The following is a 25,136-nucleotide window of genomic DNA, read 5'->3' on the forward strand; positions in this document are numbered from 1 at the left end:
GAATTCGGATTTTTTTAGTGACTGTTTCCGCGCAAAATTCAGGTGACACCCGCAAGGGCGGAGCAACAACCGCCAAAGCCAAAGACTTCGTGCCGCCCTACCCGTTCCGCTATGAAAAAATGCCGCCGGTCTGGAGTCTGATCGGGATGGCCAAGCGCAATTTCCTTTCCATCTGGGGTGTTGACGATTTTCAAGGCCGCCTCAGAAGCAAAAAGATCTTCACGCGGGAACTGGTAATCTGCAACCGGCCGGACGTGGTGCGCGAGGCGTTTCAGACCAATCATGAAGTGCTGCAACGCAAAAGCCCACAAATGCGCCATGCGCTCCAGCCTTTGCTCGGCGACGGACTGTTCATCAGTGATACGGAGACCTGGGCCAGACGCCGCAAGGTGGTAGCGCCGATCATCCACGGCTCGCGGGTCAGAGGCTTCGCTCCGATCATGATCGAAACCATTGAGGAAAAACGCGCCGACTGGGCTACCCAGGGCGAAGGTGTTGAAGTTGACGCACTGGCCGACATGGCACACCTGACCGCAGAAATCATTTGCCGAACCATTTTCGGACGGCAACTCGGAAAGGACTATGCTGCGGAAGTCGTTCAGGGTTTTTCAGATTACCAGCGCCATATCGACCAGATCGATATTCTGTCCCTGCTCGGTCTGCCCGAGTGGCTGCCGCGCTTTCGTGGCCGCGCGATCAAAAAGCCTGTCGAGCGTATCATGACGGTGCTCGACAAGATTATCGCCAGCTACGAAGCGCAAAAGGGAAATGGTGAGGCATCCGTCATTGGAGGCCTGCTGGACGCGAGAGATGAAAACGGTGAGCCGCTCAGCCGCGACGCGATCATCAGCGAAGCGGCGGTCATCTTCATGGCCGGACATGAGACAACCGCCAACACACTCGCCTGGGCCTGGTTCCTGCTGTCCCAATGCGATAAGAGCCGCGCCAAACTACAGGCCGAACTCGATACGGTCCTTGCCGGCCGGTCACCGACATTCCAGGACGTTCCGAATCTGCCTTACACCAAGGCTGTGATTGAAGAGACCTTGCGGCTTTACCCGCCGGTACCGATCCTTGCACGCGAAGCAATGGCGGACACCAGCATTGGCGGCAAATCCGTTCCCAAGGGGTCCCTGGTCATGGTGGTGCCATGGCTGATGCACCGCAATCCGGTGCTGTGGTCAAAACCGGATGTCTTTTATCCGGGACGGTTCCTTGATCCGAAGTCGAAGAAGCCCAACAAATATGGCTATGTGCCCTTCAGCATCGGGCCACGCATTTGTGCCGGACTTCAGTTCGGCATGACGGAAGCCATTCTCAGTCTGGCTATTCTCGCTCAGGATTTTGAGCTGAAGTTGAAAGAGGGAACGGACGTGCAACCGGTCGCCCGGCTGACACTACGCCCGGGCGAAAACCTGCCGATGACGCTGCACCCGCGCCATAGATGACGAAACAGACACGGCTGGAAGATATAGCCTTCGCCGAAACCCTGGCGGATGAGCCGGCTGCCCCTCGCCTGCGTGATGTCTTATCTCAGGATGAGGCAAAGCGGGAGGCCGCTCGCCTTCACTGGCTCCGTCATGTGAAAGACGGTGTACTCAACAGCGTTTTTCATCATGTGCTGAAAGTGTGTCCCCCGACCTTCGTCTCGGGCTTCGGCAATCTGCTCGTACCGATGATGCGCTGGTCCTATCGCGACAAGCTGTTTCCACAGCGTATCAGCTGGAACTTTGAAACCCTGACCCCGGGCCGCTGGAGCGATGAAGCAGACCAGGCAGCGGGACTGGACAGGTGGTGGCGTAACATCGGGCGGACAATATCAGAGTTCTGTATTGTCAATAGGTTATGGAAAATCGCTCAGATTGAAGTAGAAGGACTAGAACATCTGAAAGATGCGCAGTCCAATTGCGCGCCGGTGATCTTCACTTCCATGCATCTTGCCACGTGGGAAGCGCTTTTCGTTGCAATCCACGAGGGTCTTGCCGGACCGAGTATTGGACCGTTTCAACCGGAACCAAACCGCTTCAAGAACCGCATCGTTCATGCCATCCGCAAGGAACGGAACCAGTATCTCTTCCCACCAGGCCAGCGAAGCGCCTATCGGCTGCACCGGTTGATGACCAGTGGCAGGTATTCCATGACCATATTCGTAGATGAAGTTCGCGACAAACAGGTTCATCTACCGTGTTTCGGCCGTCCGCTGCCGACCAAGGGAAATGCGGTTGTTGCGGTAAAACTCGCCAACTCCTGCGGCGGTACCATCATCCCGACCTATCTGACCCGGCTTGGACCGGCCCGTTTCAGGATGGTCCTTCTGCCGCCCCTGGAAAGGCAAGAAGGCCGCGACAGCTACGATGTTCGGGAAACTGTTCAGTCCATGAACGATGTGTTCGAGCCAGTCGTCCTCAAACACATCGAAGAATGGTACATGTTGAGCGAACTGAGGTTACCCGCAGAATACGCCCAAAGTGCCTATATCAAAGCTTTGAGCAATAAGAACCAGGCCAGCAGGCGCTAGATTATCCCTTCAATCGCTCGGCGTGCCAGGCAACATGGTCGCGCGCGAATGTCGCGATGAAATAGTAGGAATGGTCATAGCCTGCCTGCAGCCGGTAGGTATGAGGCGTCTTCGTTTCGGTCAAAGCGTCGATGAGCGCAGCGGGTTTGAGCAGATCGTAGAACTGATCGCCTGCACCCTGATCGATCAGGACGTCGCCGGACCAGCCCGTTTCCCCGACCAGAAGCGTTGCGTCATGCGCTTTCCAAAGCGCTTCGTCGTCTCCGAGATAAGCACCAAGCTGTTTGCGGCCCCAGTCGGAAGCTGTCGGGTTTGCAATTGGCGCAAAGGCGGACAGCGACTGGTAGTGCCCAGGATATTTCATCGCCAGTGTCAGTGCGCCGTGTCCGCCCATGGAATGCCCCGTGATTCCGTGATGGACCGAGACCGGGAAGTTTTCGGTCACCAGGTCGCGCAGTTCACTGGCGATGTAGGTTTCCATCTGGAAGTGTGGTGCCCAAGGTGCTTCGGTGGCATTGACATAAAATCCGGCGCCCTGACCCAGATCGTAAGCCTCGTCGTTGGCAATACCCTCGCCGCGCGGGCTCGTATCCGGGAACACGACAGCAACACCAAACTCCGCGGCATGGGCTTGCAGCCCGGCCTTGGTCATGGCGTTTTCATGGGTGCAGGTCAGGCCTGACAGATACCAAAGGCACGGCACTGGCCCGTCCTGGGCCTGTGGGGGAATGTAGACCGCAAAGGTCATCTCACAGCCGCAGGCTTCCGACATGTGGCTGTAGACACCCTGCGTGCCACCAAAGGACTTGTTTTCGGAAAGGGTTTTCATCGTCAGTCAATTCCAATCTCTGAATAGCCGCGAACCCGAACGGTGTCTCTCCGGCATCGTGTCGCCAGACCAGAGAGAAGTCTGCGCTCACAGCAAACGCGTCCCTGCTACCGCAGGGACGACGCTTCGGTAAAGTGTCGGCGCTTCACGCCTGGCGTCCGATCAGTAGACCACCACAGAACGGATAGACTCACCGGAGTGCATCAGGTCGAAACCCTTGTTGATGTCTTCGAGCGGCATCGTGTGGGTGATCATCGGATCGATCTCGATCTTGCCGTCCATGTACCAGTCGACGATCTTCGGAACATCCGTACGACCGCGAGCGCCGCCGAATGCGGTGCCTTTCCAGACGCGTCCTGTCACAAGCTGGAACGGACGGGTCGAGATTTCGGCGCCTGCCGGAGCAACACCGATGATGATGCTTTCGCCCCAGCCCTTGTGGGCAGATTCCAGCGCCGTACGCATGACGTTCACGTTACCGGTTGCATCGAAGGTGTAGTCGGCGCCGCCCTTTGTGAGGTTCACCAGATGGGCGACCAGATCTCCGTCGACCTCGCTTGGATTGACAAAATCGGTCATGCCGAAGCGCTCGGCCATCTCTTTCTTTTCCGGGTTCAGGTCAACGCCGACAATCTGATCGGCACCGGCAAGACGCAGGCCCTGAAGCACATTGAGACCAATGCCACCGAGACCGAAGACGATCGCACGAGAACCGATTTCGACCTTTGCAGTGTTGATCACTGCGCCGATGCCTGTGGTGACGCCGCAGCCGATGTAGCAGACCTTGTCGAAAGGCGCGTCCGGACGGATCTTTGCAAGAGCGATTTCGGGAACGACCGTGTAGTTGGAGAACGTCGATGTGCCCATGTAGTGCAGAATCGGATCGCCATCGAGGGTCGAGAATCGGGATGAGCCGTCCGGCATCAGCCCCTGCCCCTGTGTCGTACGGATCGACTGGCAGAGGTTCGTTTTCGGGTTGAGGCAGTATTCGCAGGTCCGGCATTCCGGCGTATAAAGCGGAATGACATGATCACCCGGTTTCAAGGTGGTCACGCCCGGGCCGACCTCGACAACGACGCCTGCCCCTTCGTGCCCGAGAATGGCTGGAAACAAGCCTTCCGGATCCGCTCCCGACAACGTGAACTCGTCAGTGTGACAGATGCCGGTGGCCTTGATTTCCACCAGCACTTCAAAAGCGCGCGGACCTTCCAGCCTTACAGTGGTAACTTCAAGCGGTTTTCCGGCCCCAACGGCCACAGCGGCGCGAACTTCCATGAAGGATCTCCTGATGTGTGTTTCTCCGGCAGAGTTAACCTCCATATCAGCAAATGCAAGAACCGATGCGGCTTACCTTGTCGAGAATACGCATCTCAACGAAATTTGCTCTGTCCAACACCTTGCGTGAAGCGCTGAATTTCCTTGTTTCCCGGCGGATATCGCTCGCCTGGAGCAATTCGCCGCAAGCCCTGCGACACCCATGTCGCATTCAGACAAGCATGCGACTGAAACCTTATACGCAACCTCGACCCTAATCGCGAATATGCTCGCAATGGATGAAGCTCTATCGGCAACGGTAAAGTCATCTTCCTATTGCGTATTGACCCTGACGGCCTGCCGAACGGATTCACCCGATTTGCTTGCCGGCAACGTGCGGAGCCGCTGCTTCATGAAGCGATATTCCTTTCTGGAACTGGCGAAAAACGCCTTTTCCGCGCACCAGAACTGGGGCCGTCAATGGCGCGCTCCGGAACCCAAGGCCGAGTATGACGTCGTCATCGTCGGTGCTGGCGGGCACGGCCTGGCAACGGCCTATTATCTTGCCAAGGAACACGGCATCCGCAATGTCGCCGTGATCGAAAAAGGCTGGCTCGGCGGTGGCAATACGGGTCGCAATACGACAATCGTGCGCTCCAACTACCTCTGGGAGGAAAGCGCCGCGCTTTACAATCACGCCATTGGTCTGTGGCAAAACCTGTCGCAGGAACTGAACTACAACGTCATGTATTCCGCACGTGGTGTGCTGATGCTGGCGCACACGGTCCACGACGTTCAGAGCGCGCAGCGACACATCCACGCCAACCGTCTGGCTGGCGTTCAGAACGAATGGCTGTCGCCCGAAGAGGCGAAGGAATACTGCCCGCCGCTGAACATTTCCAAAAACATCCGCTATCCGGTCATGGGTGCGGCCCTGCAACGTGTTGGGGGAACCGCACGCCACGACGCCGTTGCCTGGGGCTATGCACGCGGTGCGGATTCCCTTGGTGTCGACATCATCCAGAACTGCGCCGTTACCGGCATCCGCCGTGGCCAGAACGGGGCTGTCGAAGGTGTCGAAACGGTCAAGGGGTTCATAAAGGCCAAGAAGGTCGGGGTCGTCGCGGCCGGTCACACGTCCGTCGTCATGGACATGGCCGGTGTCCGTTTGCCGCTGGAATCCTTCCCACTGCAGGCCCTGGTATCCGAACCGGTGAAACCCGCCTTCCCTTGCGTGGTCATGTCAAACACGATCCATGCCTACATTTCGCAGTCCGACAAGGGCGAGCTTGTGATTGGTGCCGGTACGGACCAGTTCGTCTCCTATTCCCAGGCAGGTGGCATCCACATTACCAACCACACCATCGACGCGATCTGCGAACTGTTTCCGCATTTCCGGCGGATGCGCATGCTGCGCAACTGGGGTGGCATCGTCGATACGACCCCTGACCGTTCGCCCATCCTGTCCAAAACGCCTGTTCAGGGTCTCTACGTCAACTGTGGCTGGGGCACTGGCGGTTTCAAGGCGACACCCGGGTCCGGCAATGTCTTTGCGCATACGATTGCCAAGGATGAGCCACACCCGATCAACGCACCTTTCAGCGTCGACCGGTTCCGCACCGGCCGCCTCATCGACGAAGCCGCTGCCGCGGCCGTAGCCCACTAGGGGAGATCACAAGAATGCTGCTGATTTATTGCCCCTATTGCCAGGTTGAGCGCGCGGAAACGGAATTTGCCTGCCGCGGTGAAGCCCATATCGCGCGTCCGGCCGATCCGAGCCAGACCACCGACGAAGAGTGGGTGGAATTTTTGTACATGCGCGACAATACCAAGGGCATCGCCGCTGAACGCTGGCGACATATCCACGGGTGCGGCCGTTTTTTCAACGCTGTCCGCGATACCGTCAGCGACAATTTCCTGAAATTCTACAAGGCCGGCGAACCGAAGCCGGATCTTGAAGCGCTTGCCAAGGAGGCCGGCAAATGAGCCAGCCATTCCGTACTGAAAAAGGCGGCCGGATCGACCGCGCCGAGCAGCTGACCTTCACCTTTGATGGCGAAGAGATGCAGGGTCACAAGGGCGACACCCTTGCCTCGGCGCTTCTTGCCAACGGAGTTCATCTGGTTGGCCGGTCGTTCAAGTATCACCGTCCGCGCGGGATTCTGACCGCTGGTTCGGAAGAGCCGAACGCTCTGGTCGGGGTCTACCGCAACGGCGACCAGACGCCCAACCTGCGCGCGACCCAGGTCGAACTCTATCGAGGCCTCGAAGCCGTTTCGCAGAACCGGTTTCCGTCGCTTGGGTTTGATATCGGCGCCGTGAACGACCTGCTGTCGCCGCTGTTTCCGGCCGGCTTCTACTACAAGACCTTCATGTGGCCGCACGCTTTCTGGGACAAGGTCTATGAGCCGATTATTCGTTCGGCTGCCGGGCTCGGCAAACCGCCCAAGAATCCGGATCACGACTTCTACGGCAACATCTATGCCCACTGCGACGTCCTCGTCGTTGGATCGGGTCCCACCGGCCTTGCCGCTGCACTGGCTGCTGCGGAAACCGGTGCCAAGGTAATGCTGGTTGACGAGCAGGCTGAATTCGGCGGCTCGCTGCTGTCTGAAGCCGGTGCGAGCATCGACGGAAAGGACCCTGCGGAATTCGTGGCGGAAACCATCGCCAAACTCGCAGCTATGGACAATGTCACACTGCTTCCGCGAACAACGGCTTTCGGCTACTTTGCGCATAACTACATTTCGCTTGCTGAGCGCGTTACCGAGCACCTGCCGACCCCGGATCCCAAGCTGCCGCGCGAACGGCTATGGCAGGTTAGAGCCAAGGAAGTGGTGATCGCAGCCGGTGCCATCGAACGTCCGATGGTGTTTCCGGAAAACGACCGGCCTGGCATTCTGCTTGCGGACGCTGGACGGACCTATCTCAACCGCTACGGCGTCAAGGTTGGACACAAGGTTCTTGTGGCAACGGCTTGCGACAGCGCATGGCAGGCAGCATTCGACCTTGCCGATCATGGTGTAGACGTTGCCGCAATCGTCGATATGCGTGAAACGCCGCCGGAAAGCCTGATGTCCATCGCCGAAGCCCGTGGCATTCGCGTAGAGGCCGGATGCGTTGTCACCGGCACGCTCGGGCGCAAACGGGTCAAGGGAGCCTTGCTCGGCCGCATGATGACCTCCGGCCAGGTTGCCTCCGGCGGTCAGATCGACTGCGATGCACTCCTAATGTCCGGCGGCTGGACACCGACTGTCAGCCTTTATTCCCAGTCTCGCGGCAAGGTCGTTTGGGATGCGGACAAGGGCGCCTATGTTCCAGGTCGCTCCGTTCAGAAAGAACGTTCCGCGGGTGGCGCCAAAGGTCTTTACGGCCTGCAGGCTACTCTTGAAGACGGCTATGCGGCTGGTGAAGAAGCCGCAAAGGCTGCAACCGGCAAGTCCGCCAAAGTCACCTATGTTTCCGCAAGCGGTGGAGAAGCCGGGTCCGGTGGAATCCTTGGTGCCCTGCCCCACGACCGCAACGCGTCACGGGTCAAGGCCTTCGTCGATTATCAGAACGACGTGACCGCCAAGGACGTCAAGCTGGCCGTGCGTGAAGGCATGCAGTCCATCGAGCATATCAAGCGCTACACCACAACCGGCATGGCCACAGACCAGGGCCGCCTATCGAACATGAACGCTCTGGAAATCGCTTCAGGCGCTTTGCAGAAGCCGATGACGGATGTTGGTCTCACAACGTTCCGTCAGCCCTATACGCCAACGACCTTCGGTCTTTTTGCCGGTATCTCCCGTGGTGACTTTTTCGACCCGGTTCGCAAGACGCCGTCTCATGACTGGGTGGTCGAGAACGGCGGTGTCTTTGAAGACGTCAGCCAATGGAAACGCGCCTGGTATTTCCCGAAGTCCGGTGAAGACATGCATGCGGCCGTTGCGCGCGAATGCAAAACGGCTCGAGAAAGCGTCGGCCTGTTCGATGCCTCCACCCTCGGCAAGATCGAGATTGTCGGTCCGGATGCGGCTGAATTCCTGGAACGGATGTACACCAACCCGTGGAAGAAATTGGCACCAGGGCGCTGCCGCTATGGCCTGCTGCTCAATGATGCCGGTTTCATCACCGACGACGGTGTTATCGGCCGTCTCGCGGAAGACCGGTTCCACGTGACCACCACGACCGGCGGTGCGCCGAGCGTGTTCGCGACCATGGAAGACTACCTGCAAACCGAATGGCCGAATCTCGATGTCTGGATCACCTCGACCACGGAACAGTTTGCGGTCGCTGCCGTTCAGGGGCCGAAAGCGCGCGAAGTTATCGCGCCGTTTATCGAAGGCCTCGACCTCTCGGCGGATGCGTTCCCACACATGAGCGTCAAGGAAGCCACCTTCTGCGGCGTTCCCTGTCGGCTGTTCCGGATTTCATTCACCGGTGAACTCGGTTTCGAAATCAACGTGCCTCGCCGTCACGGCAAGATGATGTGGGAAACGCTCGCCAAGGAAATCGAAAAACATAACGGCACCGTTTATGGCACGGAAACCATGCACGTGTTGCGCGCTGAGAAGGGCTACATCATCGTCGGTCAGGACACGGACGGTACTGTAACCCCGCAGGATGCGGGCATGACCTGGGCCATCGGCAAGAAAAAGTTCGACTTCGTCGGCAAGCGTGGTCTTGCCCGTCCGGACCTTGTTGCTGACGGTCGCAAGCAGCTTGTCGGCCTTCTGACGAAGGATCCGAAAGTGAAGCTGGAAGAAGGCGCGCAGATCACGACCGCCGAGCAGCCCGCGACAGGGACGCCTGCGGAAGGTCACGTAACATCGTCCTACTACAGCCCGGCGCTTGACCGAACGATTGCTCTTGCGATCGTCAAAAACGGCCACGCATTGGAAGGCAAGACGCTCTATGTGCCGATGCCGACCGGCAGCATTCCGGTCGAAGTGACCGGCACGGTGTTCTATGACAAGGAAGGAGCACGGATCAATGTCTGAACTTCTGGCAAGCGACCTGATCACGCCGGATGCAGGTGAAACGCCGCTCCTCAGCCTGCCGTCGATCTCGATACTGAAAGCCGCCCCATTGACGCGCCTTTCGCTGCGTTGCCGTGAAGCCGCGCAAAAGGGCGCCGGTGCTGCATTTGGTGCAGAGCTACCGCTGTCGCCCCTGTCGAACTCGACGGCGGCAAAGCGGGCCGCACTTTGGATGGGGCCGGACGAGTGGACGTTGCTGGCTCCGGAAGACGACCTCCGGACTGTTTTTGACGGGATTGAGGAAAAGCTCTCTGCACAGCCTCATGCCCTGGTCGATATTTCCGACAGGTCAGAAGCCGTCATCGTCAGCGGCGATAAAGCCGTCTGGTTGCTCAACACCGGGATCTTCATCGATTTCTCGCTGGAGCTCTTTCCCGTCGGCACGGTGACGCGGACACTGTTTCACAAGGCACCGGTCATGATCTGGCGCACCGGCCCGGACACCTTCGTGGTCGAGGCCTGGGTCTCCTTTATGGAGTATGTGGCCGGTCTGTTGGTGCAATCCTCGGGAGAGCTTGAAGCAGCCTGACAGGACTTGGTGCAAACACCCGATCTTAACAAAGCTCTGCGAGCCTCGCGCAACTGATTGCTGCGCGAGGCTCGCTTTATGTCCGAACAGGTTTCCAGAAAACTCAGGCTGGCCGAGCTGCTAGGTGCGCTCAGTCACGCACTGGACCTGACAGAAGGGCAGCCCCGAGGCCACTGCGTGCGCTGTTGCTGGATCGGCATTCATGTCGGTCGGCAAATCGGCCTCGACAATACCCAACTCAGCGACCTCTATTACACCCTGCTTCTGAAAGATCTCGGCTGCTCAAGCAATGCCGCCAGAATCTGCGAGCTGTATCTCACCGACGATCTGACTTTCAAACACGACTTCAAGACGATCAGCGACAGTCTGCCTGCAGCTTTGCGTTTCGTTCTTTCCCATACCGGATTGAAACACGGGTTTGCAGAACGGGTACGTGCCATCGTCAACATACTTCAAAATGGCGGTGACATTGCCAACGAGATGATCGAAACGCGCTGTACGCGCGGGGGCGACATTGCCCGGCAGATGCATTTTTCCGAAACGGTCGTTTCCGGAATTTACAGCCTGGATGAGCATTGGGACGGCAAGGGCCGGCCCCACGGCATTGCGGGCTCAGACATTTCGCCATTTTCCCAGATTGCCTTGCTGGCGCAGGTGATTGATGTCTTTCAGATCAATGCCGGCAAACAGGCCGCCCTGCAGGAAATTAGGGAAAGGGCTGGCAGCTGGTTTGACCCGGCTCTCGTCGCCGCAGCTGAACGTGTTGCGAGTGATCCGGTGTTCTGGAACACACTGAAATCAGATAACCTCGACCAGATCGTCTATGGTCTCGAGCCGGCGCAAAACACCCGTTTTGTAGATGAAGAACAGCTCGACGACATTGCCCATGGCTTCGCGCTGGTAATCGATTCCAAAAGTCCCTACACCGCAGGTCACAGTGAGCGGGTCACGCTTTACACGGACATGATCGCCGAGGAGTTGGGGTATGGGACACGCGACCGGCAACTGTTGAAGCGAGCCGCGCTGCTGCACGACATCGGAAAACTTGGTGTCAGCAATTCCGTTCTCGACAAACCCGGCAAGCTAGATGATCTGGAGTGGGAACAAATCCGGATGCATCCCGTTTATTCCGATGAGATCCTGTCGAGGATCGACACCTTCAAGGACCTTTCGCCTATTGCGCGGGGTCATCACGAAAAATTGGATGGCCGCGGGTATCCGGACGGGCTGACAGCGAGCAGGATTTCCATGGAAACGCGGATCGTTACCACTGCAGATATCTTTGATGCCTTGACTGCATCGCGGCCGTATCGCGGTCCCATGCCAATGGCAAAGGCTCTCGGCATCATGGAAGGAGACACGGGCACAGCGCTGGATCCAAAATGCTTTGCGGCGCTGAAACGGGCAACGGAACGCATGGAACACTCCAACGCTGCCTAAATTGAACGCACGGAAGCCCAAAACAATCTGTTACTCTCCTTTCCTTTCCCGCAAGGTTCTCATTCTGCGCTCATGCTGAAAATCGGTTCTTACAACATTCAAAAATCAATAGGTGTCGATGCGCGCAGGCGGCCCGACCGGACACTCAAGGTGATTCAGGAACTGGACTGCGACATCCTGGCCCTGCAGGAAGCCGATAAACGGTTCGGACCGCGCGAAAGCACGCTCGACCGAGAGACTATTCTGCATGAGACCGACTATCGTCCCGTGCCCTTCGCGACCGGGGACAAAAGCCTCGGCTGGCATGGGAACGCCATTCTCGTGCGAAATTCCATCGACATTCTGGAACACCGTCGGCTGGATCTGCCGACGCTGGAACCACGTGGAGCCGTTGCTGTAGACCTGATGGTTGCCGGAGAAAAAATCCGTGTAGCGGCCATGCACCTCAGCCTGCTCAGCCACTTCCGCAAGAAGCAGATAACGTCTCTGATGCACCAGTTGCATGAGCATCTCGCCTATCTGCCCACAGTGCTCATCGGCGATCTGAACGAGTGGCGCGATTCGGCAGGCAGCATCAAACTGTTCGAAGAACGCTATGAAGTGACAACTCCGGGACGAAGCTTTCCCAGTCCCCTTCCCGTCGGCAGTCTGGACCGGATCATCACCAGCCCGGAATTCATCGTCAGACAGGCAGGCGTTCATAAATCCAAGACAGCACGCGTTGCATCGGATCACCTGCCGGTCTGGGCCAACCTGACCCTTGAACCGGCCGGACATCTTCCCGGATAAAACACTGAAATCAGGCGATCAGCTTGACCATGACGAAGTAGAGCCCTGCTGACAGCACCGCAGCTGCCGGAACGGTGATTACCCAGGCGGCGACGATGGTCATGAAATGCGCACGGCGCACAAGGTGGCGGCGGGCCTGCTCCTCGCGATTGCGGACAGGCCGCACCACTTTGCCGTCGCCCTGCATCTTGTTCACATAGTCCAGCCGCCGCTGCGAGCGCTCCGTATACCATTCCCGGAAAAACCCAACGCCAAAGACCGCACCCACAGCGATATGGGTGGAACTCACGGGCAACCCGAGACCCGAGGCAACGATCACCGTGATGGCGGCGGACAGCGAGACGCAGTAGGCCCGCATGGGATTGAGCTTGGTGATCTGTTGGCCGACCATCTCGATCAAACGAGGCCCGAAGAGCAGCAGGCCGAAAGATATACCGCAAGCGCCGACGGCCATCACCCACAGCGGAATGCTCACCTTCGAGGCCACATCACCGAGTGCCGCCGTATGCACGATGGCGGCCAGCGGCCCGACGGCATTCGCAACGTCGTTGGCCCCATGGGCAAAGGACAGCAATGCCGCCGAGCACACAAGCGGCACGGAAAACAGGATGCGGAGCGACTGGTTGCGGTTTTCCAACCCTTCCGACTGACGCCGGATAAGCGGGCGAACAATCGCCCACACGGCAAGCCCGACGACAACCCCGAGCATCAGCGACATCGGCATGTCGATTTTCACGATCTTTTTCAGGCCCTTGAGCGCCAGGTAACTGGCAAAGGTTCCTGACATCACCCCGATCAGGACCGGAACCCATTTGCGGGCCGCGGCGATCTTGTCGTCCTGATAGATGATGAAGGTCTTGATGAAGGCCAGGAACGCGGCGGCGATCAGACCGCCAAGGAACGGCGAAATGACCCAACTTGCTGCAATGCCGCCCATTGTTGTCCAATTGACCGCACTGAAACCTGCCGCTGCAATGCCGGCGCCCATGACGCCGCCCACAATCGAATGCGTGGTCGAAACGGGAGCGCCGATCCAGGTGGCCAGATTGATCCAGAGCGCGGAGGACACCAGCGCCGCCATCATCGCTGCCATGAAGACGTTGGCATCGGCAACCGAAGCGGGGTCGATGATGCCCTTCGAGATTGTGCTGACGACATCCCCGCCGGCGATAAGGGCACCGGCACTTTCAAAGACGGCTGCGATGATCAACGCTGTCAGCAGCGTCATGGCCCGTGAACCAACGGCGGGGCCAACGTTGTTGGCAACATCGTTCGCGCCGATGTTAAGCGCCATATAGGCGCCAATGGCGGCAGCGGCCACGATGATAACCGTTCCCGGCGCTCCCGACATGGAAGCCCCGGCGCCTAGGGCACACAAGACGATAAAGACCAGAGATATACCGGGCGCAATCAACCCACGGCCAAGAGACCCTGCGGCCTCTTCCATGTAGCTCAGTTTGTCGAGATCTTTGTCGAGGGTTGGCTTTTTCAAATTTGGCATGGGCGTTCCTGTCGGGAAGTCCTTTGAAGGCAAGTGTTGCAAGCCAAGCGTCTTCTGGCGCTTGCCTTAAACAATCGTCCGAAAAGGTCAACCAAAACGGCCCTTATTCGCCAATATTTCTTAGTTGGGTAAATTTTCCAGCTTTCGAAGCACTTTCGCCAGCCCCGGATCGCTGGCAAGCCGGACAGCTTCCTGTATCGGAAGCCAACGGACGTCCCGCGCCTCCTTATCCGGAAAACTGCTGGTCGTGCTTTCGACATCCACCAGAAAAACAAGCACTTCCGTTTTCAAACGCAAACCGCCCTCGCCGCCCTTGTGAGACTGGAAGCTGGCAAAAGGTTTCTTCTGCGCGGTTCCGATAACGCCCGCTTCCTCGAAAGCTTCCACAGCTGCGGTGTGGTGCGCATTATGAGAGAGGATTGGCCAACCCTTGGGAAGAATCCAGCGATTCGTCGACTTGGTGGTCACAAGCAGCACTTCCCGCTGCCCGTCGCGCAAACGATGACACAGCGCCGCGATCTGCAATCTCGACGGTCTCCTGAACATCAGAAGAAGGTTCTGGAACCAGTAAGTCCGCTCATCGATTGCTGAATAAAGCTGCGCCATAGTGCCCTTTCCCGGAAGTTGACAGGATCGACAGGATACGGCGCAAAGAGGCACCTGTCCAGAAAATGCGCACTGTGTGCCGTTATTTATCCTGGCAACTTGTTTGGCCGGGGTCGGCATCTCAAGACAAGACCAGCTTGAGCACCGTAAAAAGAACCGCAGCCAGGAAGGCCGATGCCGGAACAGTAACCACCCAGGCAGCAACGATGGTAATCAGGCTTGACCGGCGGACAAGAAGACGTCTGCGGCGCTCTTCCCTGTTTTTCATCATCTTGCGCGGCTTCATGACGCCGCCCTCGGCAACATACTTGTTGCGATACCATTCCCGGTAAAAGCCGACACCGAACAAGGCACCAATCGCAATATGGGTGGACGAAACCGGCAGCCCTACTCCAGACGCTGTCAGCACCGTGGCGGCTGTTGCCAATGTGATGCAGAAGGCCCGTACCGGGCTAAGTTTGGTGATCTTCTTGCCAACAACGGTCACAAGACGCCTTCCGAACAGCAGCAGGCCAGCGGAAATGCCGCATGCCCCGACTGCACTCACCCAGATCGGCACCTCGGGGTTCAGAGCTCCAAGATACCAGAACACGAGGTCCGGAAAATCATTGGATTGGCTCAGCACAATGGCCGCCAGCGGTCCGATGGCATTTGCAACATCATTGGCGCCGTGCGCAAAGGACAGCAAACCGGCTGCGATCATGAGCGGAACCGCGAACAGGTTGCGAAAGGCGCGTCCACTGTTCTCGAGCGTCAGCGTTTGGGCAACGATCACACGGCAATAGATTCGCCAGACAATGAAGCCGACGGAAAGCGACAGGACGACGGCAAGCCATTCGGGAACGGACACCAGCCGAGCGGAGATCTTCAGCAGAACATAACCGGTAAATGTTGCGCCCATCAGACCCAGAAGTATCGGCAACCAGTATCGGGCCGCTTGCAAACGGTCGGGCGTATAGATGACCCTTGAGTTGATAAAGGCCATGATCCCGGCCCCGACGAGACCACCCAGCACCGGCGAGAGAACCCAGGAAACCGCAATTGTCGAAATGGTCGTCCAGTTGATGGCCGCAAAACCGCTTGCCGCAATCCCGGCACCGACAACACCACCGACAATCGAATGCGTTGTTGAAACAGGCGCGCCGACCACGGTTGCAAAGTTGATCCACAAAGCAGAGGCCGCCATTGCGGTCAGCATTGCCAGCGTGAATTCCGAACTGTTGCGGACATCGCCAGGGCTCAGGATGTCGCCGGAAACAGTCAACACAACATCCGTCCCGGCCAGAAGGGCTCCCGCACTTTCGCAAACAGCAGCGATCAGCAGGGCACCGGTGAGGCTGACAACGCGCGCGCCGACGGCCGGACCGACATTGTTGGCAACATCGTTTGCGCCGATGTTCAGCGCCATGTAGCCACCGATGGCGCTGGCGGCAACAAGGATGACAATGTGGGAAAAACCGCTGGCTGACACCTGAAACGCAGCCACGCAGGAACAGATCACCAGAAAGACCAACGCAAGCCCTGGTCCGACGAGGCGCCGGCCCATGGCCTCTCCCGCCTCACTGACAAAGCTGATCTTGTCGAGATCCTTGTCCAGTGCCTTCTTGTTCAAATCCTTGCTGGTGAGCACTCAAACACGCCTTGCTATCCCAGGAAACGTCTAGCAGATTTGCGGTTTGTGCCGCCGTAAAAACCGCTTCAGCGCCGGCTCTTCCACTGTTTCGATTGCCTTTGAGAAGGGCAGCCATACTGTTTTGCGTTGTCCGCGTTCGGGATATTCCTTCAACTGCTTTTCAAAACGGATCTTGAAGACAACCACTTTGGTGCGGATCTTCAATCCGTCTGCGAGACCCTTGTAAGACCGGAAGCTGCCGATGGCACGCGGTTCGGCTTTGCCGACAATGCCCGCTTCCTCATATGCCTCGATCAACGCCGTTTCAAACGCAGGTTTATCCTTTTCCGGCCAGCCCTTGGGCAAGATCAACCGGCCCGTGTCCCGTGTCGAAACAAGCAGGATTTCTGGTTCTGTCTCGCCTGGACGCACGCAGACAGCCGCGATCTGCAGACGGAGCGGTTTGACAAACAAACCGGTAATCCCGTGCAGCCATGATGTATCCCGCGCTGTAAGTGCCTTAGCGAATCCCATCTCCACACCTGTTGTTCAGGAACTGCAGGTGTATAGGGATTTCCTTTAGGAAGGTCTACAGAAAAGTGCACTCGGTGCGCGCAAATTTTTATTACAAATATTACAATTTGCCTTCAGGCGACCGTGACGGAAACATGATCAGCGGTCCATGCCCCCGGCCAAACCTCAGCCTTTCCGGACTTCAGCGTTCGCAACTCATCGAGTGGAACAGAAGTAACCAGAAACGGTTCTTCACCATTGCTTCCAGAAGTCGCGGCTACCTCTGCGGCAACACCTGAAAAACCGAATTCCTCCTCGCAAGGAAGATAGAGTGCGGCACCCGAAACATTTGTTTCGTTCTGGGTCGTCCCCTTCGACGTGCCGACAACACCACATACGGCAACCGCGCACATGAGTTCGACCGCACGTGCCTTGGCGCACCCGAACACACGGTGGTAACCGGAGAGTTTTTCCGTCATCGACGGCACAAGAAGAAGATCCAGATCCTGTTTGGCCAGCAGGCTGCTAAGCGCCGGCATTTCCACATCCAGACAGATCAGGATCGCCATTCTCAGGCCGTCGAGTTCGAACGTTTTCAACTCCGTACCGGGTACGAGGTGCCAGATTTCCGGATCTTGCTCAAATGGCGTGAGACACAACTTGTCCTGGCGAATCTCCCGTCCATCGGCGGTCAGCAGAACAGCTGTGTTGGTGAAGCCTGCTGAGGTGTGAACAGGCATCGATCCGGCGATCAGCGACACGCCATATCTGGCTGGCAAGGGCGCAAGCAGCTTGAGAAGATCAGTTCCAACCTCTGCCAGATACGCCATCTCCCGATCAGGCGGCAGTCCTTCCGGTTTGAACGCCAGACAGCACTCCACCAGGTATTCCGGAAGCATCAGAAGCTTGGCACCGTCTGCGGCCGCGCGTTTCAGTCCCTCTTCTATCTGCGAAGCGAATGCAGACACAGAAGACGGAGCGCGCCCGAGGTTAAAGGACCAAAGTGCAATGGGATAATCAGTCATGGTGTCCGGTGTCTCGTTCAAATCAGACGCCAGACTTAAGAGCAGCCCACAGAGCGTTGCAAGCCCCGTTTGTCCCACGAACCTCCGAATACGGAAGCTTTGCGGATTTTCCGCTGCTTTAAAACATGTCACGTTTTATCGGAATCGCATTTCGCTGTCTGAAATCAAAGATTTCAACGCAAGAAGCGATGCATGATGCTCCCGGTGAAGCGCGACGCGTTCTAGTCGATAAACAATCCGAGGAAGGCCATCAGGACAATCAGAAATCCGGTGCCGACAACAGCTGCCTTCGGCTCCTGCGGCAGAGCTGTCAGCTTTGCTGAACGTCTCACTTCCCGAATCCCCTTCAGGGCCCGGTCGGTGCGCCTGTCGATTTCCGCGAAATATGGCGAAAGCTCATTCTGAGCGCGCATGCCTGATCCTCACGATTTCTTCGTAGGATCAAAGTGTAGGCGTGCTGACTTAGCGTTTGGTTAATTCGAACCTACAGTTACTTTGTCAAAGCTTGGTTTTCCGCGGGTCCGCGACATCCAGAATACGCAATTGCACCTTGGGTGTGCCTTGCCAGGTGTCGATCGAGAGTGTGCCAGCCACATGCAACGATTGCCCCCTGCCCTGAAGGAGCATCTGACCATGCGGTTTGTCATCCGCCTTGAAGCAGATCGCTTTCAACGCCGTTCCGTCACCTGACGTGATCGATGCCCTGACATGCCCCTTGCCAACCACATCGGCAAAGGAAATCCGGTGGGCGGGAAAGGCGAACACGGGCTCAGCATGGCCGGCACCATACGGACCCGCCTTTTCCAGAAGTTCAAGAAGGTCGAGATTCGCACCCGTTGCCGTCAGTGCGGCATCGATCTTCAGTTCCCGGTTCGCGCTTGCCGCTTCGACGTCGTCCTTCAGAACATCGTTGAAGAACGCCTCCAGATCTTCCCTCTTTTCCCGCAGAACGGTCAGCCCCGCCGCCATGGCGTGGCCACCGCCCTTTTCCAGCAGACCATTATCGACCGCGCTGCGAACAGCCTTGCCGAGGTCAACACCGGGGATCGAGCGCCCCGAACCGGTGCCTTTGCCGGTCTCGTCGAAGGCTATTGCGAAGGAAGGCCTGCGATGGGCTTCCTTGAGACGGGAGGCAATCAGGCCAACGATACCCGGGTGCCAATCGTCGGAACCGGTCAGGAGCACCGCCGGATCACGCGCCTGGATTGCCATTTCGGCTTCGGCGCCGGCCTGCTCCAGCATCACCGCTTCCATGGCCTGGCGTTCCGTGTTGAGCTGGTCCAGCCGCTCGGCAATTGCTCTGGCTTCGTGCGGATCTTCCGTCGTCAAAAGTCTAGCTCCAAGGGCAGCATCACCGATGCGGCCGCCCGCATTGATCCGCGGACCTATCAGGAACCCGAGGTGATAGGGAGCGGGCTTTCCGCTGACGCGGGCTGTGTCGGCAAGTGCTGTCAGACCGTAGTTCCGGCGCTGGTGCATCACCGCAAGGCCGCGTGTGACATAGGCGCGGTTCAGCCCCTGCAAGGGAACAACGTCGCATACGGTGCCAAGCGCCACCAGATCGAGCAGAGCCATCAGGTCGGGCTCCTGCGCGCCCTGAAACACCCCACGCCGCCGCAATTCTCGATTCAGTCCGACAAGAAAAAGGAACGTGACGCCAACAGCCGCCAGATGCCCCTGCCCGGACAGATCGTCCTGCCGGTTTGGATTGACGAGTGCTGCGACAGCCGGCAGCGTTTCGCCGACCTGGTGGTGGTCGATCACGACAACATCGAGATCGAGTTGCCGGGCGGTTTCAAAAGCTTCGAAAGAGGTGCTGCCGCAGTCGAGGGTCACCAGCAGATCTGCACCACCCTGTCGAAGGTGCTCAATGGCCGGTCCATTGGGTCCGTAACCTTCGATGATCCTGTCCGGGATATGGATTACCGGATCAAGGCCGAGCCACTGAAGATACTTGGCAAAAATCGCCGAAGAGGTTGCTCCATCGACGTCATAGTCGCCGAAAATCGCGATCTTGCGACCGGCCTGAACCGCATCCGCAACCCTCGCCACGGCGGCATCCATGTCAACCAGGCCAGAGGGATCGGGCATCAGCTGCTTGAGCGACGGCTCCAGGAAAGCGGTCGCCTCGTCCGCCTGAACACCGCGCGCCGCCATGACACGTGCCAGAACGTCCGGAAGGCCGTGGACCTGCGAAATCGCCATCGCGGTTCGCAGGTCAGCCGCGCTCAGACGCTCGCGCCAGGCGTTGTCATTTGCGGAACGGGCGACCCCAAGTACGAGCCGCCTGTCATCTTCTCCGGATTGTCCCAGCATTCAGCCGCGCTTAATCCAAATGAAATTTCTCAAGATCCGTATGCTGGGCCTTGATGTAGCGCACCGTGCCCGTGGAGGACCGCATGACAACGGTGTGCGTGGTGATGTGATGACGGCCGAAGCGCACGCCCTGCAGGAAATTGCCGTCGGTCACGCCCGTTGCTGCAAAAAGCACATCGGGGCCGGCCATTTCTTCTAGCGTGTATTTCTTCTTGATGTCCTCGATGCCCATGCGATGCGCCCGCTCGACTTGCTCGTCACGTGTGATGACGAGGCGAGACTGCATCTGACCACCAATACAACGCAGCGCGGCAGCGGCAAGCACACCTTCCGGAGCACCGCCGATACCGGCGTAGATATCGATTCCGGTTTCATCCGGATCAGTGGTGTGAATGACGCCGGCAACGTCGCCATCGCCGATCAGCCGGATCGAGGCCCCTGTTGCGCGGATTTCTTCAATCAGGCGGGCGTGGCGCGGACGGTCGAGAACGCAGGCGGTCACTTCGTTGACCTTGACACCCTTTTCCTTGGCGACAGCAGCAATGTTTTCGGCAATCGGCGCATCCAGATCGATCAAACCGGCTTTATAGCCCGGGCCGATGGCGATCTTGTCCATGTAGCTGTCGGGAGCGTTCAGAAGATCGCCTGCCGGAGCCAGTGCGATCACCGCCAGAGAATTCGGCAGGTTCTTCGCGCAGATGGTAGTGCCTTCCAGAGGATCGAGTGCAATATCGACCTTCGGCCCCTGCTTGGTGCCCACATTTTCGCCGATGTAGAGCATCGGAGCTTCGTCGCGCTCGCCCTCACCGATAACCACAGTGCCGTCGATGGGAAGCCGGTTCAGCTCGCGCCGCATTGCGTCCACGGCCGCCTGGTCAGCTGCCATTTCGTCGCCGTGACCGCGCAACCGAGCCGCTGATACAGCAGCTCTTTCGCTCACACGGGCCAACTCGAGCGTCAGAATACGGTCCAGGCCACTCGACGGTTGTTTATCAGTATTGGACATCAACATCTCCAGTCTATCCCCCCACAAGAAACAACGGCGGGCACTCTCTCATCAATTCAGTTTTTCAATGCGGATCATCTGGGGTTGTTCGGAAACGACCCCCTTGGACATGATCACGTCCAACGCCTCTTTGATCGCCACTTCCGTCGTTTCATATGTAATCAGGATGACAGGTTGAGGCATGTCCGCATCAAATTTCACACGAACGTCCTTATTAGCGTGACGTTTCTGGACAATCGATTCCAGCGAAATGCCGGCTTCGCCCATGCATCTGGCGATTTCGGCAAAAGCGCCGGGCCTGTCGTAAACGGACAGGCGGATGTAATAGCCGCCTTCGTGCAGACGCATGCGGGCGCGCTGATAACTGTCCAGCTCGGCAGCAGGCATGCCAAGAACCGGCGTTTCATCCCCGCGGGCAATATCCGTCAGGTCGGCAACGACAGATGACGCGGTGGCATTGCCACCGGCACCGGGACCGACAAGAATGATCTCCCCGACGAAGTCACCGTCCACCGCCACAGCGTTCAGGACGCCGTCGATCCGCGCAATTGCCGATGACTTCGGCACCATGGTCGGATGGACCCGCTGCTCGATACCAGTATCGGTGCGCTGCGCAACGCCCAGGAGCTTGATACGGAAGCCGAGTTCGTCGGCGGCCTGAATATCGGCAGTCGTGATGGAGGTGATGCCTTCGACGTAAATGTCGTCGCTCGAAATTTCCGTTCCGAAGGCCAGGCTGGTGAGAATGGCAAGCTTGTGCGCGGTGTCGTTGCCCTCGATATCGAAGGTTGGATCCGCTTCGGCGTAACCGAGCCGCTGCGCATCCGACAGACAGTCCTGAAAGCTGATGCCTTCGGCTTCCATGCGGGTCAGGATGTAATTGCAGGTGCCGTTCAGAATACCGTAGATGCGGCTGATGTCGTTGCTGGCCATGGATTCGCGCAGCGTCTTGACGATCGGAATGCCCCCGGCAACCGCAGCCTCGTAGTTCAGGCAAGCGTTGTTGGCTTCCGCCAGCGCCGCCAGCTCCACACCATGGCGCGCAAGCAGAGCCTTGTTGGCCGTGACGACGTGAATGCCACGCGACAGCGCAGCGCGCACGCTTTCCTCAGCCGGACCGTTGTCGCCGCCGATCAGTTCGACAAAAATGTCGACATCCGCCGACCGCGCCATTTCCACGGGATCGGTGAACCATTCAAATGCTGAAACATCAATGCCGCGGTCACGGGTTCGGTCACGGGCACTGACCGCTGTCACGGTGACCGCGCGCCCGGTTTTCGTTGCTATCCGTCCGCCGTGTTTTGAAAGGAGCTGCACCACGGCCGCCCCCACGGTGCCAAGGCCAGCGATGCCTACCTTCAATGCGTCTGCCATACAAAAATGAGTCCAGTTCTTATCAATTTTTGGTCCCAAGCGGGATGACGTTGTGCAGCTTTTGGTCGGCTGTTTCAAGGAAGCGACGGATATTTCTGGCTGCCTGCCGCAGTCTTTGTTCGTTTTCCACCAGTCCGATGCGGACGTAATCGTCGCCATGCTCACCGAAACCAATTCCCGGTGCGACGGCCACTTCGGCCTGCTCCAACAGGAGTTTCGAGTATTCCAGACTGCCAAGTGACCGGAATTTTTCGGGAATTGGCGCCCAGCAGAACATGCTGGCTTCCGGCACAGGAATGTCCCAGCCGGCCCTGCCGAACGTGTCCACGACAACATCGCGGCGCTTCTTGTAGATTTCGCGCGTTTCCCGAATGCAGTCGTCGGGTCCGTTCAAGGCCGCGGTCGCAGCCACCTGAATGGGCGTGAAGGCTCCGTAGTCGAGATAGGATTTCACCCGGGACAGCGCAGCAATCAAACGCTCATTGCCAACAGCAAAGCCCATGCGCCAGCCTGGCATGGAAAATGTCTTGGAAAGCGACGTAAATTCCACCGTCACATCCATCGCACCGGGCACTTCCAGAACCGAGGGCGGAGGTGTCTCGCCGAAATAGATCTCGGAATACGCCAGGTCGGACAGAATGAAGATGTCGTGTTTGCGGGCAAATGCGACCACGTCCTTGTAGAACTCGAGATCCGCGCAATAGGACGTCGGGTTCGCCGGGTAACAAAGGATGATGGCAATCGGCTTCGGTACGGAATGGATCACCGCACGTTCCAGCGCGTCGAAGAACGCCTGTCCGGGTTCTGCCGGAATGTTACGGATCGAGGCACCGGCCATCAGGAAGCCGAATGTATGAATCGGATAGCTGGGATTCGGGCTCAGGATAACATCGCCGGGCGCGGAGATCGCCTGTGCCATGTTGGCAAAGCCCTCCTTGGAGCCGAGCGTCGCTATGATCTGCGTCTCCGGATCGAGTTTGACGCCGAAGCGACGACCGTAATAAGACGCCTGCGCCTTGCGCAGACCACCAATCCCCTTGGACGCGGAGTAGCGGTGCGTGCGCGGGTCCTGCACGACTTCCGTCAGTTTATCGACGATGTGCTTGGGTGTCGGCAGGTCCGGATTGCCCATGCCGAGATCGATAATGTCCGCTCCCGCCGCGCGCGCCTTCGCCTTCAAACGGTTCACCTGTTCGAAGACATACGGCGGCAGCCGCTTGATCTTATGGAATTCCTCCATGGCGCATATCCTTGCGAGTTGACAGTATCAGCTGCGCGCCAATGCCAGGCGCGATGGCAGCGCAGCGGGGCTCTTTTAGCAGTCCGGAAAAAAATGCGCACCCGTCTTTGCGTCGCTGGCAGACTAAATTTGTATCGTTTTTTAGAACAGGATTGCTCTAACACCGGGCAGCCCACTCCCAAGCCGATAAGCGGGCGAAAATGTCCTACAAATACAAGTGGTACGCCTGGCATCGAAGCCTACGGGAACGAGGCAATTGGTCTCCTGAAAGCCCCGGCGGTTTCAGAACGACCTTCGCCACCCAGCTTCGGGTGAGAGCATTAGCGGTTCAAGGATGCGGAAAGATCAGGCTGCCTTTTTGCGAAGAACCGAGAAACCGGTTGTTTTCGCATCCTTTACAAGCTTTCCGTTGGGCGCCAGATCCATGGTGACAATCTGGGCGCGCCCCTGCTTTTTGGCGCGGTGCAGGCCACCTTCAGCCGCTTCCATGGCACGTTCCAGCGGCGTCGAGACACCCGCGCTGACAAGGCCAACACTCGTCGTCACGATCAACCGGCCGCCGGACGCTTCCTGGCATTCCAGTCCGAAGCGTCGACAGATTCTCTGTGCGGTCAAATTAGCCAGTTCCTTGTCGCCCGCCGGAAGGAACACAGCAAACTCCGCTCCACCAACGCGGCCTGGAACAGCATTTTCGGCCAAGGTGTCTTTCAGAATGCGCGCGAAAAGCTGAAGCAATGCATCGCCCATTGCCTGGTTAAAACGCTCGTTGACCAACTTGAACTGGTCCATATCGAACAGGATGAGGCTGTAGACGCCCGATGGCGATGCGTTTACGGAAATCCAGTCCTCGGCATCGTTGAGAAAAGCACGCCGGTTCGGCAATCCTGTGAGCTCATCCTGAAGTGCCTGCTCCCTGAAACCATGCTGGGATCGTTCGATCACCATGGAGGCCGGCAACACGATGGTCATGATGATCGAGAACATGACGATGAGCAGATAGACACTCATGAAGCCTTCCGCGTAGCCCGACTGGAAGGACGGCAAAGCCAAGATGTTCTGGTTCACCGTGTACCACATGAAGGCTGCCGCTTCGACGAGGGTCGTCATGCCGAGCATTCGGGCGGAATACAGTTTTTCCCGGTTTTCGAAAAACGCCATCCAGACCATCCAGAGCGCACTCAGGATCATGACCGATTGAACATAGTTCACGCGGACAATGAAATTGTCGCGAAATTCCGGAAACTGGTACAGAACGATCCAGGCGAAGGCGATCGTGGCAAACAGCCAGACATGGCTGCGAAGCCCCAGAAAGACGGCGAACCCGCTTCGCCTTATCCCCGTTCCGAGAATGAGCAGGAAATTGGCGGCGACGATGCTCAAGATGTCCGGAGCCGTCCCGCGCAGCGCGAAGAGAACGGTGCCGCACCCGGCCAGGAACATACCGACGGACCACAGGGCCAGGCTTCTTGAACAAGCCATGCTTCGGCTTGGCCAGAACAAGTAAAAAACCAACAGGATGACGCTACCGGCAAACTCGGCGATCATAATGCAGGTAAACAA

Annotated in this window: 21 protein-coding genes; 8 read left to right on the forward strand and 13 right to left on the reverse strand. The window is 58.0% G+C overall.

Annotated elements, in window-relative coordinates:
* Positions 1–17: 17 nt before the first annotated feature.
* The gene (locus tag AC2A6O_RS00925; RefSeq protein WP_498925384.1) at positions 18–1,448 is read left to right on the forward strand and encodes a cytochrome P450; all 1,431 of its coding nucleotides are present in this window, start codon (positions 18–20) and stop codon (positions 1,446–1,448) included.
* The gene (locus tag AC2A6O_RS00930) at positions 1,445–2,518 is read left to right on the forward strand and encodes a lysophospholipid acyltransferase family protein (protein ID WP_498925385.1); all 1,074 of its coding nucleotides are present in this window, start codon (positions 1,445–1,447) and stop codon (positions 2,516–2,518) included. The genes AC2A6O_RS00925 and AC2A6O_RS00930 overlap by 4 nt, the downstream gene beginning before the upstream one ends.
* A 1-nt stretch (position 2,519) precedes the next feature.
* Here the strand turns inward: AC2A6O_RS00930 and fghA are convergent, their stop codons facing one another.
* Positions 2,520–3,347: an S-formylglutathione hydrolase gene (gene fghA / locus AC2A6O_RS00935; protein ID WP_498925386.1), complete on the reverse strand. Its 828-nt coding sequence runs from the start codon at positions 3,345–3,347 to the stop codon at positions 2,520–2,522.
* Between the two features lie 162 nt (positions 3,348–3,509).
* On the reverse strand, positions 3,510–4,622 hold the full coding sequence (locus AC2A6O_RS00940; protein ID WP_148587110.1) for an S-(hydroxymethyl)glutathione dehydrogenase/class III alcohol dehydrogenase: 1,113 nt from the start codon (positions 4,620–4,622) through the stop codon (positions 3,510–3,512).
* 391 nt (positions 4,623–5,013) lie between these two features.
* Here AC2A6O_RS00940 and AC2A6O_RS00945 point away from each other — a divergent pair, with 391 nt between their 5' ends.
* From AC2A6O_RS00945 to AC2A6O_RS00970, 6 genes are all read left to right on the forward strand, one after another.
* Complete coding sequence (locus AC2A6O_RS00945) at positions 5,014–6,267, forward strand: sarcosine oxidase subunit beta family protein (RefSeq protein ID WP_498925387.1); 1,254 nt, start codon at positions 5,014–5,016, stop codon at positions 6,265–6,267.
* A 14-nt stretch (positions 6,268–6,281) separates the two neighbouring features.
* Positions 6,282–6,587, forward strand: coding sequence for a sarcosine oxidase subunit delta (locus tag AC2A6O_RS00950; RefSeq protein ID WP_148587112.1), 306 nt, complete (start codon positions 6,282–6,284; stop codon positions 6,585–6,587).
* A complete protein-coding gene (locus tag AC2A6O_RS00955; RefSeq protein WP_498925388.1) occupies positions 6,584–9,586 on the forward strand; it encodes a sarcosine oxidase subunit alpha family protein in 3,003 nt (1,000 codons plus the stop codon). Before AC2A6O_RS00950 ends, AC2A6O_RS00955 begins: the two co-directional genes overlap by 4 nt.
* A complete protein-coding gene (locus AC2A6O_RS00960) occupies positions 9,579–10,154 on the forward strand; it encodes a sarcosine oxidase subunit gamma (protein WP_498925389.1) in 576 nt (191 codons plus the stop codon). Before AC2A6O_RS00955 ends, AC2A6O_RS00960 begins: the two co-directional genes overlap by 8 nt.
* 78 nt (positions 10,155–10,232) lie before the next feature.
* Positions 10,233–11,594: an HD-GYP domain-containing protein gene (locus AC2A6O_RS00965; protein WP_148587115.1), complete on the forward strand. Its 1,362-nt coding sequence runs from the start codon at positions 10,233–10,235 to the stop codon at positions 11,592–11,594.
* Positions 11,595–11,666: 72 nt separating this feature from the next.
* Complete coding sequence (locus AC2A6O_RS00970; protein ID WP_148587116.1) at positions 11,667–12,383, forward strand: endonuclease/exonuclease/phosphatase family protein; 717 nt, start codon at positions 11,667–11,669, stop codon at positions 12,381–12,383.
* Between the two features lie 10 nt (positions 12,384–12,393).
* Here AC2A6O_RS00970 and AC2A6O_RS00975 read toward each other — a convergent pair whose 3' ends face one another.
* From AC2A6O_RS00975 to AC2A6O_RS01025, 11 genes are all read right to left on the reverse strand, one after another.
* Positions 12,394–13,884, reverse strand: coding sequence for an inorganic phosphate transporter (locus AC2A6O_RS00975; protein WP_498925390.1), 1,491 nt, complete (start codon positions 13,882–13,884; stop codon positions 12,394–12,396).
* Between the two features lie 120 nt (positions 13,885–14,004).
* Positions 14,005–14,490 carry an NUDIX hydrolase gene (locus AC2A6O_RS00980; RefSeq protein ID WP_148587118.1) on the reverse strand — a complete coding sequence of 162 codons (486 nt, stop codon included), beginning with the start codon at positions 14,488–14,490 and terminating at the stop codon, positions 14,005–14,007.
* 121 nt (positions 14,491–14,611) lie between these two features.
* A complete protein-coding gene (locus AC2A6O_RS00985) occupies positions 14,612–16,120 on the reverse strand; it encodes an inorganic phosphate transporter (RefSeq protein ID WP_498925391.1) in 1,509 nt (502 codons plus the stop codon).
* Positions 16,121–16,150: 30 nt separating this feature from the next.
* A complete protein-coding gene (locus AC2A6O_RS00990) occupies positions 16,151–16,636 on the reverse strand; it encodes an NUDIX hydrolase (RefSeq protein ID WP_209001328.1) in 486 nt (161 codons plus the stop codon).
* A 113-nt stretch (positions 16,637–16,749) separates the two neighbouring features.
* Positions 16,750–17,640 carry a nitrilase-related carbon-nitrogen hydrolase gene (locus AC2A6O_RS00995; protein WP_498925392.1) on the reverse strand — a complete coding sequence of 297 codons (891 nt, stop codon included), beginning with the start codon at positions 17,638–17,640 and terminating at the stop codon, positions 16,750–16,752.
* Positions 17,641–17,861: 221 nt separating this feature from the next.
* On the reverse strand, positions 17,862–18,053 hold the full coding sequence (locus tag AC2A6O_RS01000) for a hypothetical protein (RefSeq protein ID WP_148587120.1): 192 nt from the start codon (positions 18,051–18,053) through the stop codon (positions 17,862–17,864).
* 85 nt (positions 18,054–18,138) lie between these two features.
* Positions 18,139–19,956: a single-stranded-DNA-specific exonuclease RecJ gene (gene recJ, locus AC2A6O_RS01005; protein ID WP_498925393.1), complete on the reverse strand. Its 1,818-nt coding sequence runs from the start codon at positions 19,954–19,956 to the stop codon at positions 18,139–18,141.
* Positions 19,957–19,966: 10 nt separating this feature from the next.
* Positions 19,967–20,962 carry a class II fructose-bisphosphatase gene (glpX, locus tag AC2A6O_RS01010; protein ID WP_209001329.1) on the reverse strand — a complete coding sequence of 332 codons (996 nt, stop codon included), beginning with the start codon at positions 20,960–20,962 and terminating at the stop codon, positions 19,967–19,969.
* Positions 20,963–21,013: 51 nt separating this feature from the next.
* The gene (locus AC2A6O_RS01015; protein WP_148587123.1) at positions 21,014–22,336 is read right to left on the reverse strand and encodes a homoserine dehydrogenase; all 1,323 of its coding nucleotides are present in this window, start codon (positions 22,334–22,336) and stop codon (positions 21,014–21,016) included.
* A 22-nt stretch (positions 22,337–22,358) separates the two neighbouring features.
* Positions 22,359–23,576: an LL-diaminopimelate aminotransferase gene (locus tag AC2A6O_RS01020; protein ID WP_498925394.1), complete on the reverse strand. Its 1,218-nt coding sequence runs from the start codon at positions 23,574–23,576 to the stop codon at positions 22,359–22,361.
* A gap of 345 nt (positions 23,577–23,921) precedes the next feature.
* On the reverse strand, positions 23,922–25,055 hold the full coding sequence (locus AC2A6O_RS01025) for a GGDEF domain-containing protein (RefSeq protein WP_162530119.1): 1,134 nt from the start codon (positions 25,053–25,055) through the stop codon (positions 23,922–23,924).
* Positions 25,056–25,136: the final 81 nt, after the last annotated feature.

Source organism: Labrenzia sp. ATLA3, from assembly GCF_057180185.1.

Bases quoted from the DNA above. Each gene is read 5' to 3' on its own strand.
- AC2A6O_RS01020 (WP_498925394.1), bottom strand. From the start codon at position 23,576: ATGGAGGAATTCCATAAGATCAAGCGGCTGCCGCCGTATGTCTTCGAA.
- AC2A6O_RS00975 (WP_498925390.1), bottom strand. From the start codon at position 13,884: ATGCCAAATTTGAAAAAGCCAACCCTCGACAAAGATCTCGACAAACTG.
- AC2A6O_RS00955 (WP_498925388.1), top strand. From the start codon at position 6,584: ATGAGCCAGCCATTCCGTACTGAAAAAGGCGGCCGGATCGACCGCGCC.
- recJ (WP_498925393.1), bottom strand. From the start codon at position 19,956: ATGCTGGGACAATCCGGAGAAGATGACAGGCGGCTCGTACTTGGGGTC.
- AC2A6O_RS00940 (WP_148587110.1), bottom strand. From the start codon at position 4,622: ATGGAAGTTCGCGCCGCTGTGGCCGTTGGGGCCGGAAAACCGCTTGAA.
- AC2A6O_RS00965 (WP_148587115.1), top strand. From the start codon at position 10,233: ATGTCCGAACAGGTTTCCAGAAAACTCAGGCTGGCCGAGCTGCTAGGT.
- fghA (WP_498925386.1), bottom strand. From the start codon at position 3,347: ATGAAAACCCTTTCCGAAAACAAGTCCTTTGGTGGCACGCAGGGTGTC.
- AC2A6O_RS00960 (WP_498925389.1), top strand. From the start codon at position 9,579: ATGTCTGAACTTCTGGCAAGCGACCTGATCACGCCGGATGCAGGTGAA.
- AC2A6O_RS00980 (WP_148587118.1), bottom strand. From the start codon at position 14,490: ATGGCGCAGCTTTATTCAGCAATCGATGAGCGGACTTACTGGTTCCAG.
- AC2A6O_RS01000 (WP_148587120.1), bottom strand. From the start codon at position 18,053: ATGCGCGCTCAGAATGAGCTTTCGCCATATTTCGCGGAAATCGACAGG.
- AC2A6O_RS00945 (WP_498925387.1), top strand. From the start codon at position 5,014: ATGAAGCGATATTCCTTTCTGGAACTGGCGAAAAACGCCTTTTCCGCG.
- AC2A6O_RS01015 (WP_148587123.1), bottom strand. From the start codon at position 22,336: ATGGCAGACGCATTGAAGGTAGGCATCGCTGGCCTTGGCACCGTGGGG.
- AC2A6O_RS01025 (WP_162530119.1), bottom strand. From the start codon at position 25,055: ATGGCTTGTTCAAGAAGCCTGGCCCTGTGGTCCGTCGGTATGTTCCTG.
- AC2A6O_RS00970 (WP_148587116.1), top strand. From the start codon at position 11,667: ATGCTGAAAATCGGTTCTTACAACATTCAAAAATCAATAGGTGTCGAT.
- AC2A6O_RS00990 (WP_209001328.1), bottom strand. From the start codon at position 16,636: ATGGGATTCGCTAAGGCACTTACAGCGCGGGATACATCATGGCTGCAC.
- AC2A6O_RS00930 (WP_498925385.1), top strand. From the start codon at position 1,445: ATGACGAAACAGACACGGCTGGAAGATATAGCCTTCGCCGAAACCCTG.
- AC2A6O_RS00950 (WP_148587112.1), top strand. From the start codon at position 6,282: ATGCTGCTGATTTATTGCCCCTATTGCCAGGTTGAGCGCGCGGAAACG.
- glpX (WP_209001329.1), bottom strand. From the start codon at position 20,962: ATGTCCAATACTGATAAACAACCGTCGAGTGGCCTGGACCGTATTCTG.
- AC2A6O_RS00995 (WP_498925392.1), bottom strand. From the start codon at position 17,640: ATGACTGATTATCCCATTGCACTTTGGTCCTTTAACCTCGGGCGCGCT.